Below are 13,957 nucleotides of genomic sequence, written 5' to 3'. Positions count from 1 at the left end.
TGACAGCAGATCAAAGCAGATCGAGCCAACGGCTATCCGTGCGCACGAGGTGCAGGCCACGGTGGAAGCGAGTATACCCAACCCGGTCGAAGAACTCCAAAAGCTGGATCGCGCGTTTTCTGCCGAGTCCGGTGGCATCGCGAAACGGCGCGGCCGCCACGGTGCCGGCGTTTTTCTGCGCTTCCACCGCCGCGATCGACGCGAGTTCGCGAATCGCGCGCGGGTGATAGAAGAGATCGTGCACGACCTGAAACAACTCACCCCGGCGCGCGAGTTTGCGCAGCAATTGACGCACCCGCTCCTCGGCCACACCGTGCGCGTTCGCGAGATCGCGAACCCACGGCGGATCGAAACGCCTCGCTTCGATCTCCGGCAGCAGCGTCGCGGCTAGCGCCTGGTCGGCGGCGTCGAGCGTCACGCTGTGGCCGGGCAGATGCAGCCACGGGCCGCGCCTGACGATCTCGCCGCGCGCGGCGGCATCGTCGACCAACGCACGCCACAGCGCATCGTCGACGAGCGGCGCCGCGATCCGCCGCAAGCGCGAGACATCGGGGCCGAGCTCATCCGGCGAGCGCTCGTGATATTGCGCGAGCGCAGTCATCAACCGTTCGGCAAGCGCCTGCCATGCTGCGCCCGCAACCAGCAGCGCATCGTGGCGCGACAACTCGATTACGCGCGTATCCGGCGGCAACGTGAGCGCGGTCGCCGGCAAGCCCGTCAGCCGCTCCAGCAACGCGCGCGACAAACCGTGCGGCGCGCGCGCGAACATCGCGTCGAGCGCACCGCTATCGAGCATCGTTTGAATCGCGTCGAGCCACGCGAGCCGTTCCGGCGAGCGACGCCTGCGCGCGGGCGCAAACGGATCGAGCACATGGCCACCGCCGACCGTGCGCGTGGCCTGCGCGTTGCGCACGACGAAGCGGTCGCCCGGCACCGCGCACAGCGGCCGTTCGAAGACGAGCTGCACGCGCGCGCACTGACCCGGCCCGAGCGTATCGCCTTCGAGCAATGCGACGTGCGCGACCTGATGCTGCGTGCCGAGATGCACGTGCAGCGGCGTCCAATGCTCGATCGCATGCGGCGCGTCGGCAAGCAGCGTCAGCTCTACGTCGATCCGCTCGCTCGCTTGGGATAGACGCGGATCGACGATCCAGTCGCCGCGCTCGATCGCGTCCTTCTCGATACCGGCCAGATTCAGCGCGCAACGCTGACCAGCACGGCCGGTTTCGACGGGACGGTTCTGCGCATGGATGCTGCGCACGCGCACGGACTGATTTTTCGGCGCGAGCAGCATCGTGTCGCCGACACTCACGCTGCCCGCGACCACGGTCCCTGTGACGATCGTGCCCTGCCCGGCGAGCGTGAAAACGCGGTCGACCGCGAGACGAAACAGGCCGTCGTCGCGCCTCATTCGCCACGCCCCGGCCTGCTCGCGCAGATGCGCGTTCAACGCGGCAACGCCCGGATCGTCGGCGCGCGTCGCGCAGGTGTCGAACACCGGTGCATCGCGCAGCACGCCGTCGGCGACGAGTGCGGCCACTTCGTCGCGCACCTCGCGCAGACGCTGCGCATCGACGCGATCGATCTTCGTCAATGCAATCGCGCCGCGCCGGATGCCGAGCAGTTCGACAATCGCCAGATGCTCGCGCGTTTGCGGCATCACGCCGTCGTCGGCGGCAATCACGAGCAACGCGAAGTCGATGCCGCTCGCGCCCGCGGTCATCGTGTGCACGAGCTTTTCGTGGCCCGGCACGTCGATCAGGCCGAGCACGTCGCCGTTCTCGAGGGGCACGTACGCGTAGCCGAGTTCGATCGAAATGCCGCGCGCTTTCTCTTCCTTGAGCCGGTCCGTGTCGACGCCGGTCAGCGCTTTCACCAGGCTCGTTTTGCCGTGGTCGATATGCCCGGCTGTACCGACGATCATGCGCGCGTGTCCTTCACTTGCGCCGTCAACTGCGCGATCAGCTGCGCTTCGTCGGCGGCTTCGAGGCAGCGCAGGTCGAGGCGCAGCGCGTCGTCCGCGATCCGGCCGATCACCGGCCGCGCCATCTCGCGCAACCGCTTTTCGAGCGCGAGCAGATGACGGCCGCCGCGCTTGCCGTCGGCCATCCTGACGGCGAGACCGTAGCTCGGCAGCACGTCGACCGGCAATGCGCCGCTGCCGATCTGGCTGAACATCGGCTCCGCCGCGACCGTGTAACGCTCGCCGATCGCCTGCTGCAGCACCGGCTGCACGCGCTGTGCGGCGCCGTGAATCTCATCGGCGCCCCGCGTCAACAGACGCAGCGTGGTTAGCCGTTCCGTCAGCTTTTCCGGCGCGCGATACAACTGCAACACCGGCTCGAGCGCCGCGAGCGTCAGCTTGCCGACGCGCAGCGCGCGCTTCAACGGATGCTTCTTGATCTTCGCGATCAGGTCGCGCCGCCCGACGATCAAGCCCGCCTGCGGGCCGCCGAGCAGCTTGTCGCCGCTGAAAGTGACGAGATCGGCGCCGGCCTCGACGGTCTCGCGCACGGTCGGCTCGCGCGGCAAGCCCCATTGGCTCAGATCGACGAGCGTGCCGCTGCCGAGATCGACGGCGACCGCGAGCCCACGCGCATGCGCGAGCGGCGCGATCTCACCGATGCCGATTTCCTTCGTGAAGCCGTTGATCGCGTAGTTGCTCGCGTGGACCTTCATCAGCAGCGCGGTGCGCGCGTTGATCGCTTCGTCGTAATCCTTCAAATGCGTGCGGTTCGTCGTGCCGACTTCGCGCAGTTTGGCGCCCGCGCGGCTCATGATGTCCGGAATGCGAAACGCGCCGCCGATTTCGACGAGTTCGCCGCGCGACACCACGACTTCCTTTTTCGCCGCCAGCGCCGACAGCGTGAGCAGCACCGCGGCGGCATTGTTGTTGACGACGGTCGCGGCTTCCGCGCCGGTCAGTTCGCAAATCAGATCGTCGATCAGATCGTCGCGGTCGCCGCGCTTGCCGGTAGCGAGATCGAACTCGAGGTTCGCCGGTTGCTTCAGCGCCGTCATCACGGCCCGCACCGCCTCGTCGGGCAACAACGCGCGGCCGAGGTTCGTATGCAGCACGGTGCCGGTCAGATTGAAGACGCTGCGCAGGCGCGACTCGTTGCGTTTGTGCAGCGCTGCTTCGACCGTCGCGCGCAGCCGCGCGTTGTCGAGCGCGCTGACCGACGCATCGCCCGATTGCGCGCTGACTCGCCACGCGTCGAGCGCCTCGCGCACCGCGTTCAGCACCTGGGTGCGTCCGTAGTCGTTCACGAGCGCCGCGAACTCCGCCGACGCCATGACCTTTTCCACCGACGGCACGCGCGTCATCAACGCGCGCAATTCCGAGCCGCTCACATCGCTCACGAAAGCATCCCCCTGGGGCTATTCCTGTCAGGCCAACCCTGTTTCGAACCCGCGTCCGGCCGCCGTTATGCGGGTTCGTCGTCCGCTTGCGCCGCGCCGCTCGTCTGCTCCGGCCACAGCCACGGATGCGGCGACGCGCGCCGGTAACCTTCCTCGCCCATCAGCAGGTCGAGCGTGAGGCTCGCGAGGTCGTCCGCGAACGGCTCGAAGTCGAAGTCTTTCGCCTGAATGCCGATCTTGCGGTAAGTATGGCATTCGTCGCACGACTCCGCCTTCAGCGCGGCATTTTTCGATTCGGCTTCGCGCGCGGCCGCGTCGGCATCCGGCGAGCCGGCCACGTGATACGCGATGCCCTTCGTCGAATCGCAGTTCGAGCATTTGCTGCGGACCATATGCCACTCGGTCGCGCACAGCCCGCATTGCAGATAGCGGTAATTGTCGTACGCGCCGCCCACCCGCACGATGCTCGCGACCGGATGCGAACCGCACACCGGGCACAGGCCGGGTGTGTCGAGATACGGCACATCGCGCTTGTCGACATCGGCGGCGAGGTCGGTCCACACGACTTGCAGCGCGGCCATGATGAACGGCGCGCTCGCCGGATCGACTTCGTCGAAACGCTGCGCGAAGATCGCGTCGGCCTGAGCTTCGAGCGTAGCGATATCGAACGCGCGCAGACGCGTGAACAGCGCCGCGAGCGGCGGCGAAAGCGGCCCCGCGGCCGCGACCTTGTCGAGCAGTTGCAGCAGCACGTCGTGCCATGCCGGATCGCGCGCGCCGGAGAGCGCCGGAATCAGCGGCATCGAATATTGCTGCGCGCTCGCGATCAGCTCGGGGCTCGGCGGCTGCGCTTTGAAGTTCGCGATCACCGCCTGCTGCGCGTCGGCGAGCGCCGCCATCAAACGCAGATAGCCGGCGATCGGATTGTTGAGGGACGCCAGTTGGCGCAGACGCGCGGCGCGCGGCGCGAACACCGCGAGCCGTTCCGGCGTGCGGATGCGGGGGATCGCCGAGGGATCGAGCGATTCGATGTCGGCGGCGTCGAGAATGCGTTGAATCAAGGTATCGACCTCTGAAAACTGAAGAGCCGCCGCCCGTCATCGACGGGGAGCGGCGGCCCGGTGCGCGGTGCGCGCGGCGAATGACGCGATGAAACCGCGCCAGCAAAGCGTACTCTACTTGCCGATGATTTCCCTGAACCAGTTCGGATGATGCTTGCGCGCCCAGCCATACGTCACGGTGCCGCGCGTCATCGCGCCGATCGAGCCCTTGATCCACAGCGCCGCATAGATATGCACGATGATACCGACGATCAGCACGAACGCGGCCGCCGCATGCACGACCGCCGCGAGCCGGATCACTCCGATCGGGAAATAGAACGAGAAGTAGCGCCGCCAGATCACGATGCCGCTCAACAGCAACAGCAGCAGACAGATCACCATCGTGAAGAACAGCAGCTTCTGGCCGGCGTTGTACTTGCCGATCGCGGGGAGCTTTTCCTCGCGATTGTTCAGCACGTCGTCGATCTGCCTCATCCACTGGATGTCGGCGCGGTCCAGATAGTTGTGATGCCAGAAGCGCAGCGCAAGTATCAAAAACGAAATGAACATCACGCAGCCGATGAACGGATGCAGGATCCGCGTCCACTGGCCGCCGCCGAGCACGAAGTACAGGAACGCCATCGCCGGATGAAACATCGCGAGACCGGACAGCGCGAGCAGCACGAAGCTGATCGCGGTAATCCAGTGATTCGTGCGCTCATTCGCCGTATAGCGCACGATCAGGCGGTTGCCCTTCACGTCGGTGAGGCCGGTATGCTCAGTGTGATTCATGATGCCTCCCGCGAGCGGCGTGCTTCCTCGGCTTCCTGCAGGGCCGCGGCCTCGTCGGCCTCGGTCACCTCGTTCGGGCCCACGCGCGTGTAGTGGAAGAAACCGGCCACGGCCGCGAGCGCCATACCCGCCAGCGCAAGCGGCTTGGCCACCCCCTTCCACAGCGCAACCAGCGGACTGATACGCGGATTGTCCGGCAGACCGTGATACAGCGACGGCCGGTCGGCATGGTGCAGCACGTACATCACATGCGTGCCGCCGACGCCTTCCGGGTTGTACAAACCGGCGTTCTGGAACCCGCGGTCCTTCAGATCGACGATGCGGTCCTCGGCCTGCTGCTTCATGTCCTCCTTGGTGCCGAACATGATCGCGCCGGTCGGGCAGGTCTTCACGCAGGCCGGCTCCTGGCCGACCGCCACGCGATCCGAGCACAGCGTGCACTTGTACACGCGGTGATCCTTCTGCGACAGACGCGGCACGTTGAACGGACAGCCGGTGATGCAATACCCGCAGCCGATGCAGTTTTCCTCGTGGAAATCCACGATGCCGTTCGTGTACTGCACGATCGCGCCCGGCGACGGGCAGGCCTTCAGACAGCCCGGATCCTCGCAGTGCATGCAGCCGTCCTTGCGGATCAGCCATTCGAGATCGCCGGCGGAATTCTCGTACTCAGAAAAGCGCATGACGGTCCACGAATGCTCGGTCAGGTCGTGCGGATTGTCGTAGACGCCGGTGTTGTGGCCGATTTCGTCGCGCAGGTCGTTCCACTCCATGCAGGCCGTCTGACACGCCTTGCAGCCGATGCACTTCGACACGTCGATGAGCTTGGCGACCGAGCCCGTGACCGGCTCGCGCACCTGCGGCGCGGGCACGGTCGTGGCCGAGATACGTCTGATGTCCAGTGATTGCAGTGCCATCTCTATTCCTTATGCCTTTTCGACCTTGACGAGGAACGACTTGAATTCCGGTGTCTGCGAATTCCCGTCGCCCACGGAGGGCGTCAGCGTATTGACGAGATAGCCCGGCCTGGTGAGCCCCTTGAAGCCCCAATGCAGCGGCAGCCCGACTGTCTGTACCTTTTTCCCCTCGATCATCAACGGTTTGATCCGCTTCGTGACGAGCGCCACCGCAATCACATGCCCGCGGTTGGAGCTCACCTTGATGCGGTCGCCGGCCACCACGCCGACTTCCTTCGCGAGGTCCTCGCCGATTTCCACGAACTGCTCCGGCTGGATGATCGCGTTCAGACGCGCGTGCTTGGTCCAGTAGTGGAAATGCTCGGTCAGACGATAGGTGGTCGCCGTATGCGGGAAGTTCTCGTGCGTGCCGAACGCGGCCTTGTCGTCCAGGAACACGCGCGCCGCCGGATTGCTGACGACCGCCTTGTTGTCCGGATGCAGCGGGTTGTAGCCGAGCGGCGTTTCGAACGGCTCGTAGTGCTCGGGGAACGGCCCTTCGACCAACCCGTCGCGCGCGAAGAACCGCGCGACGCCTTCCGGATTCATGATGAACGGATTCATGCCGTTTTCAGGCGGCTCGTCGATCTTGAAGTCCGGCACGTCGGCGCCCGACCACGTGCTGCCGTTCCATGCGATCAGCTTGCGGGTCGGATCGAACGGCTTGCCGCTCACGTCGCACGACGCGCGGTTGTACAGCACGCGCCGGTTCGCGGGCCACGCCCACGCCCAGTTCAGCGTATTGCCGATGCCGGTCGGGTCGGAGTTGTCGCGGCGGCCCATCTGGTTGCCCGCCTGGGTCCACGAGCCGCAGAAGATCCAGCAGCCGCTCGCGGTACTGCCGTCGTCGCGCAGCAGCGCGAAGCCCGCGAGCTGCTCGCCCTTCTTCGCGAGCACCTTGGTCGAGTCTTTCGGATCGGTGACGTCGGCGAGCGCCTTGCCGTTGAACTCCATCGCGATCTCTTCGGGCGTCGGGCTTTCCGGGTTCGCGTACGGCCAGCTCATGTTCAGGATCGGATCGGGATACTTGCCGCCGTCCTTGCGATACGCCGCGCGGATACGCAGCCACAGTGCCGACATGATCTCGAGGTCGCTCCTCGCTTCGCCCGGGCCGTCCGCGCCCTGCCAGTGCCACTGCAGCACCCGGCTCGAGCTGACCAGCGAACCACGCTCTTCCGCGAAGCAGGTGGTCGGCAGACGGAACACCTCGGTCTGGATCGAAGCTGGATCGACGTCGTTGAACGGGCCGTGGTTCTTCCAGAACTCGGACGTTTCGGTCGCGAGCGGATCCATGATGACGAGCCACTTCAGCCTGGCGAGGCTCGCGCCGATCTTCGCCTTGAACGGCGCCGCGGCGAGCGGGTTGAAGCCCTGCGCGATATAGCCGGTCATCTTGCCCTGGTTCATCAGCTCGAAGACCTGCAGCATGTCGTACGACTTGTCGAGCTTCGGCAGATAGTCGAAACCGAAGTTGTTCCCGGCATTCGCGTTGTCGCCCCACCACGACTTCATGAAGCTCACGTGGAACGCGCGGTAGTTGCGCCAGTAGCTCAACTGGTTCGGCCGCAGCGGCTGCGTTGCGCGCTTCGCGATGTAGGCGTCGAAGTCCTGCTCCGCTTCCATCGGCAGCGTCATGTAGCCCGGCAGCAGGTTCGACATCAGGCCGAGGTCCGTCAGCCCCTGGATGTTCGAGTGCCCGCGCAGCGCGTTCATGCCGCCGCCCGCGATGCCGATGTTGCCCAGCAGCAATTGCACCATCGCGCCGGTGCGGATGATCTGCGAGCCGATCGAGTGATGGGTCCAGCCGAGCGCGTACATGATCGTGCCCGCGCGTCCGGGCACCGCCGTCGACGCGAGCATCTCGCACACGTGCAGGAACTTCTCCTTCGGCGTGCCGCAGATTTTCTCGACCTGCTCGGGCGTGTAGCGCGAGTAGTGCAGTTTCAGCAGTTGATAGACGCAGCGCGGGTTCTGCAGCGTCGGGTCGACCTTGACGAAGCCGTCGTCGCCGCGTTCGTAGTCCCACGAGGTCTTGTCGTAGCTGCGCTTATCAGGGTTGTAGCCGGAATAGAGGCCGTCGTTGAATGCAAAGTCCTCCCGGACGATGAACGACATGTCCGTGTAGTTCTTCACGTACTCGTGCTGGATCTTGTCGTTCGTCAGCAGGTAATTGATCACCCCGCCGAGGAAGGCAATGTCCGAGCCGGTGCGGATCTGCGCGTAGTAGTCCGCGACCGAGGCCGTGCGCGTAAAGCGCGGGTCGACCACGATCAGGCGCGCCTTGCGGTGCGCCTTGGCTTCGGTGACCCACTTGAAACCGCATGGGTGCGCCTCGGCCGCATTGCCGCCCATCACGAGAATCACGTCCGCGTTTCTGATGTCGACCCAATGGTTCGTCATCGCTCCACGGCCAAACGTCGGGGCAAGACCTGCCACCGTCGGGCCATGTCAGACACGCGCCTGATTGTCGAATGCGAGCATCCCAAGGCTGCGGACAGCCTTGTGCGTCAGATAACCGACTTCGTTGCTGCCGGCCGACGCCGCGAGCATGCCGGTGGTCAGCCAGCGGTTGACCTTCTTGCCGTCCGCGGTGGTCTCGACGAAGTTCGCGTCGCGGTCTTCCTTCATCAGCTTCGCGATACGGTCGAGCGCGTCGTCCCACGAAATGCGCTTCCATTCGTTCGACCCGGCGGCGCGATATTCGGGATACTTCAGACGGCTTTCGCTATGAATGAAGTCGATCAGGCTCGCCCCCTTCGGGCACAACGTGCCGCGATTGACCGGATGGTCGGGGTCGCCTTCGATGTGGATGATGCTCGCTTTCGCGTTCTTGGCGCCGTCGCCAAGCCCGTACATGAGGATGCCGCAACCGACCGAGCAGTACGGACAGGTGTTGCGGGTTTCGGTTGTGCGCGACAACTTGTACTGACGGACTTCGGCCAGCGCGGGTGTCGGTGAGAAGCCCATCAGGGCAAGACTCGATCCGGCGAGCGTGGTGGCGGAGACCTTCAGGAATTGTCGCCGGGACATTTGGGTCATTGAATGGCCTCGGCTGTATTGGGGGACACAATTGATTATAGATGCCGATTTCGCGGCATGCAGCGAGATCGTAGTACATCGACTGCACACGTAAATATGAAATGCGACAACCGATCTGGAAAAAAACGGCGGCGTAATCGCCTGCTTGTTTCTGAAGCTGGCGCAGCACTAAATAGTGCGGAATAAACGTTGACGCATGTGAATTTCCGATCACGCCGGACTGCGTTTTATCGGGCGAATGCATTCATTCGTCATCTCATTTTTTACCGCTATTTTCGAAGTCGGTAATTTTCGGATAAAGCCGATTTGCATCCGCTCCGGGCGTAAGGCGCTCTTTGCTCAGACGAGACTTCCCGCGGCATTCCCCGTGCGCCGACCCTGCGCGGTATGACAACAAGCTTCATAATGCGGTCATTCGACGAACCAGACCTCCCGCTCTCATGACCCAAGCCCAAGCAAGCCAGCCGCCCCGCCTCACGAGCCTGTCGCACGGCGGGGGCTGCGGCTGCAAGATCGCACCCGGCCTGCTCGCCGACCTGCTCGAGCGCAGCGCGCCGCTGCCGTTCTTCCCCGATCTGCTGGTCGGCAACGATACCGCCGACGATGCCGCCGTCTACAGGCTCAACGACGAGCAGGCGATCGTCGCGACCACCGATTTCTTCATGCCGATCGTCGACGATCCGTTCGACTTCGGCCGCATCGCCGCGACCAACGCGCTGTCGGACGTCTACGCGATGGGCGGCAAGCCGATCATGGCGCTCGCGCTTGTCGGCATGCCGATCAACGTGCTGCCGCACGACGTGATCGCGGCGGTGCTCAAGGGCGGCGAATCGATCTGCGCCGAAGCCGGCATTCCGATCGCGGGCGGCCATTCGATCGATTCGGTCGAGCCGATCTACGGTCTCGTCGCGCTCGGCGTCGTCGACCCGAGGCACGTGAAGCGCAATGCGGGCGGCCGGGCCGGCGACGTGCTGATTCTCGGCAAGCCGCTCGGCGTCGGCATTCTGTCCGCGGCGCTGAAGAAAGACCGCCTCGACGCCGCCGGCTACGCCGCGATGATCGGCGCGACCACCCGACTGAACAGTCCGGGCACCGGGCTCGCGCGGCTCGACGGGGTACATGCGCTCACCGATATCACCGGCTTCGGCCTGCTCGGCCATACGCTCGAGCTGGCGCGCGGCTCTAAGCTGACCGCGCGCGTGCGCTATGCGGATCTGCCGTGGCTGCCGAACGTCGCGAGCCTTGCGGAAGCCGGCATCTTTACCGGCGCATCGGGCCGTAACTGGGATGCGTACGGGCACGACGTCGTGCTGCCCGCGACGCTGCCGCGGGTCGCTCGCACGCTGCTGACCGATCCGCAGACGTCCGGCGGGCTGCTGGTGTCGTGCGCGCCGGAAGCGGTCGATGACGTGCTCGCGCTATTCCGTGCCGACGGGTTCGACGATGCGTGTGTGATCGGGGAAATGGTTAGCGGGGACGCGCGCCTCGAGGTGGTCTGAGGCGGCGGCGAGAGAAGCCGGCGCGAAGCCTGACCCGAACCGCGGCAGAAAAGCTCGCGCGAAGGCCGAGGCGGCGGTAGCCGCGCGCGGGATGGGCCGCCACCGACGCGCGCCCATAAGGACCCGGACCGCGCAACCGGCCCGTGCCGGCCGCCCATGCGATAATTTCACCCTTCCGCCGTTCTTTTCGTCCTTACTTCCTTGAAAAGTCTTCTGGTCAGCCTCGACAAAGCCGGCGATTTCGATGAAATCGTCGATGTACGCACACCGCTCGAGTTTGCGGAAGACCATATTCCAGGCGCGATCAACGCTCCCGTGCTGAGCAACGAGGAGCGCGCGCTGGTCGGCACGACCTACAAGCAGGTGTCGCCGTTCGAGGGCACGCGGATCGGCGCGGCGTTCGTCGCGCGCAACATCGCGCATCACCTGGAAACCACGTTTGCTGACCGGCCGCGCAACTGGCGCCCGCTGATCTACTGCTGGCGCGGCGGCAAACGCTCGGGCTCGGTCACGACGCTGTTCAACATGATCGGCTGGCCGGCGCGGCAACTGGACGGCGGCTACAAGAGCTACCGGCGCGCGACGCTCGATACGCTCGAAACCCTGCCGCGCATATTCAACTACATCGTGCTCATCGGTCCGACCGGCAGCGGCAAGACGCGCCTGCTGTCGGCGCTGAACGAGGCCGGCGCGCAGACGCTCGACCTCGAAGCGCTCGCCGCGCATCGCGGCTCGCTGCTCGGTGCATGGGCAGGCGTGCCACAGCCGTCGCAGAAGCGTTTCGACACGCTGCTCGTGAGCGCGCTGCGCGGCTTCGACCGGCAACGGCCGGTATTCATCGAGGCGGAAAGCCGGCGCATCGGCTCGATCTCGCTGCCGCTCGCGCTGCTGGAAACGTTCCATCGCGGTGCCTGCGTCGAGGTGCGCTCGACCCGCGAGGATCGCGCGGCCTTCCTGCTGCAGGATTACACGCATCTGTTCGACCATCCCGAATACCTGAAGGGGCAACTGCAGAAGCTGATCGGCCTGCATAGCCGCGAGCGGGTCACGGGCTGGCAACGGCTCGTCGATGAAAACCGGCGCGCCGAACTCGCGGGCGAGCTGATCGAACGGCATTACGACCCCGCCTACGCGCGCAGCAGCGGCCAGCATTTCGAGCAGTTGCCGGGCGCGCTGCAACTCGATTTCCGCCCGAACGACGCCGATGTCGTCGAACAGGCGAAGATGCTGCTCGCGCGGCTCGACAGCCGGATGCTCGTCGCCGGCTAACAAAAACAACTTCAGGACCATCATGCAATCAACCCTTCGGCAACCCCGCGTCACGCTTGGCTGGATTGTCTTTTTGCTGATCGCCGTCGTCGGCCTTTTCTATGTGAAGTGGTTTCCGTATTACAACCGCGCGTTCGTCGCCGCGAGCCAGCATTCGATCGGCAAGTCGATCCTGATGGGCACGTCCGCGAGCGCGCCGGCGGCCTCCTGGCAAGCCGCCGTCGATTACGCCATCGCCTACGGCAAGGCGATCTGGCAGGCGATGGTGCTCGGCTTGCTGCTCGGCTCCGCGGTACAGGCGCTGATTCCGCCGCAGTGGGTCGCGCGCGCGCTCGGCAAGAGCGATTTCAGCAGCGTCGTGAAGGGCGGCCTGATGTCGCTGCCGGGCATGATGTGCACCTGCTGCGCGGCGCCGGTCGTCGCCGGTCTGCGGGCACGCGAGGCGGCGCCGGGCGCGGCGATTGCTTTCTGGCTGGGTAACACCGCGCTGAATCCGGCCACGCTGATCTTTATGGGCTTCGTGCTCGGCTGGCAGTGGATGGGCCTGCGGCTCGCGCTCGGCATCGTGATGGTGTTCGGCCTCGGCTATCTGGTGAACCGCATGGTCACGCCGAAGGAAGCCGAAGCGTCGCGCGCGGCCGTCGCGCAGCTGATCAGCGCCGACGATCCGGGCACCGCGTTCTCGCGCTGGGTCAAGATTCTCGGCCGCATGACGCTGCGGCTTGTGCCGGAATACATCGTGCTCGTGCTGATTCTCGGCGCGGCGCGCGCGTGGCTGTTTCCGCACATCGGTCCGGACATCGACAACAGCCTGCTGTGGATCATCGCGTTGTCGATTGCAGGCACGCTGTTCGTGATTCCGACCGCGGGCGAAGTGCCGATTATCCAGGCGATGCTGTCGTTCGGCATGGCAGCGGGCCCCGCCGGCGCGCTGCTGATGACGCTGCCGCTCGTCAGCGTGCCGTCGCTCGCGATGCTCGCGCGCTCGTTCCCGCGGCGCGTGCTGACGATGGTGGCGCTGGCCGTGGCGGTATGCGGTGTCGTCAGTGGTTTGCTCGCGGTTGCGCTGGGGTTCTGAAACCGGATCGCCGCGTTTCCGGGTTCTGATCGGTTTTTGAGTTCGAGTTGTAGAAGAAGCATGAAACGTATCGCCGCATTCGCCGTGACGTGCTGGTCCGCTGCCGGGTTGCTGTATGTCGGCCAGCACTCGGTTGCGCTGATCGCGTTGAGCGGAGTCGTCGCGCTCGCCGGTTTCGATCTGTTCCGGCCTTGAAGGCGGCAGTGCCGGCGCTGGCGTTGCGGACCGACGATGGTCTGCCCCCCAGGCTCTAACCTGCCAGCGCCTCGCGAATCGCCGCGAGCCACAATGCCACCGCGTGCGCGCCCGGGTCCGCGTGACCGAGCGCGCGGTCGCCCACATAGCTCGAGCGTCCGCGGCGCGGATGCATCGACGCGGTACGCGACGCGCCTTCGCTCGCCGCATCGACGGCTGCTTGCAACGCGGCAGCCGGCGTCGCCGATTGAGCGAGCGCGTCCTGCAACGCGTCGGCGGCCGGCTTCAGCGCATCGACCATCGTGCGATCGCCGGGCCTTGCGCCACCGAGCTCCATCAACGCATCGACGCCCGCGCTGAATGCCGCCGCCCATTGCCGCGCGGTGATGCCGCCCGATTGTTCGAGCGTGACCCCCGCGCGCAGCAGCATCACCGCGTACAACGGCCCCGAGGTGCCGCCCACGACGCGCCGCAGCGTCGCCGAGATGCCGCGCAAGACCGCACCCGGCGTCGTCTCGCTTGCATACGTATCGAGTTCGTGCAACACGGCGCGCGCGCCGCGCGCCAGACTGATGCCGAGATCGCCATCGCCGACGCGCTGGTCCATCGCGGTCAGCGTCGGTTCCGCTTCCAGCAGACACGCGCACACGGCTTCGATCACGCGCCGCAGCGTCGCTTCACGCGCGAGCGTCGCGCGGCTCGCGCGCGGCGGCGCGGCGGGCGCGG

The 13,957-nt window shown here is 65.7% G+C and carries 11 protein-coding genes; 4 read left to right on the top strand and 7 right to left on the bottom strand.

Going from position 1 to position 13,957, the window contains the following annotated elements; all coding sequences use genetic code 11:
* Positions 1-10: 10 nt before the first annotated feature.
* The 6 genes from selB to fdnG form a co-directional block, all read right to left on the bottom strand.
* Positions 11-1,924 carry a selenocysteine-specific translation elongation factor gene (gene selB, locus QM685_RS23315; protein WP_415119798.1) on the bottom strand — a complete coding sequence of 638 codons (1,914 nt, stop codon included), beginning with the start codon at positions 1,922-1,924 and terminating at the stop codon, positions 11-13.
* Positions 1,921-3,363, bottom strand: coding sequence for an L-seryl-tRNA(Sec) selenium transferase (gene selA / locus QM685_RS23310; RefSeq protein ID WP_415119796.1), 1,443 nt, complete (start codon positions 3,361-3,363; stop codon positions 1,921-1,923). Before selA ends, selB begins: the two co-directional genes overlap by 4 nt.
* Positions 3,364-3,428: 65 nt before the next feature.
* Positions 3,429-4,424 carry a formate dehydrogenase accessory protein FdhE gene (fdhE, locus tag QM685_RS23305; protein WP_415119794.1) on the bottom strand — a complete coding sequence of 332 codons (996 nt, stop codon included), beginning with the start codon at positions 4,422-4,424 and terminating at the stop codon, positions 3,429-3,431.
* 114 nt (positions 4,425-4,538) lie between these two features.
* On the bottom strand, positions 4,539-5,195 hold the full coding sequence (locus QM685_RS23300; RefSeq protein ID WP_415119792.1) for a formate dehydrogenase subunit gamma: 657 nt from the start codon (positions 5,193-5,195) through the stop codon (positions 4,539-4,541).
* Positions 5,192-6,112, bottom strand: a complete 921-nt coding sequence (gene fdxH / locus QM685_RS23295; RefSeq protein ID WP_415119790.1) for a formate dehydrogenase subunit beta — start codon at positions 6,110-6,112, stop codon at positions 5,192-5,194. The genes QM685_RS23300 and fdxH overlap by 4 nt, the downstream gene beginning before the upstream one ends.
* Before the next feature lie 9 nt (positions 6,113-6,121).
* Complete coding sequence (gene fdnG, locus QM685_RS23290; protein WP_415119788.1) at positions 6,122-9,190, bottom strand: formate dehydrogenase-N subunit alpha; 3,069 nt, start codon at positions 9,188-9,190, stop codon at positions 6,122-6,124.
* Positions 9,191-9,630: 440 nt separating this feature from the next.
* Here fdnG and selD point away from each other — a divergent pair, with 440 nt between their 5' ends.
* From selD to QM685_RS23270, 4 genes are all read left to right on the top strand, one after another.
* The gene (selD, locus tag QM685_RS23285) at positions 9,631-10,689 is read left to right on the top strand and encodes a selenide, water dikinase SelD (protein WP_415119786.1); all 1,059 of its coding nucleotides are present in this window, start codon (positions 9,631-9,633) and stop codon (positions 10,687-10,689) included.
* A 201-nt stretch (positions 10,690-10,890) separates the two neighbouring features.
* A complete protein-coding gene (gene mnmH, locus QM685_RS23280) occupies positions 10,891-11,958 on the top strand; it encodes a tRNA 2-selenouridine(34) synthase MnmH (RefSeq protein WP_415119784.1) in 1,068 nt (355 codons plus the stop codon).
* 22 nt (positions 11,959-11,980) lie between these two features.
* Positions 11,981-13,036, top strand: a complete 1,056-nt coding sequence (locus tag QM685_RS23275) for a permease (protein ID WP_415119782.1) — start codon at positions 11,981-11,983, stop codon at positions 13,034-13,036.
* Between the two features lie 60 nt (positions 13,037-13,096).
* Positions 13,097-13,231: a hypothetical protein gene (locus tag QM685_RS23270; RefSeq protein WP_415119780.1), complete on the top strand. Its 135-nt coding sequence runs from the start codon at positions 13,097-13,099 to the stop codon at positions 13,229-13,231.
* 55 nt (positions 13,232-13,286) lie between these two features.
* Here QM685_RS23270 and dhaL read toward each other — a convergent pair.
* A partial coding sequence (gene dhaL, locus QM685_RS23265) for a dihydroxyacetone kinase subunit DhaL (protein ID WP_415119778.1) occupies positions 13,287-13,957 on the bottom strand: 671 nt, incomplete at its 5' end.

The organism is Paraburkholderia sp., assembly GCF_047605525.1.
In the GTDB taxonomy this organism is placed as follows: Bacteria; Pseudomonadota; Gammaproteobacteria; order Burkholderiales; family Burkholderiaceae; genus Paraburkholderia.
This window is presented reverse-complemented; position numbering and strand designations above follow the sequence as displayed.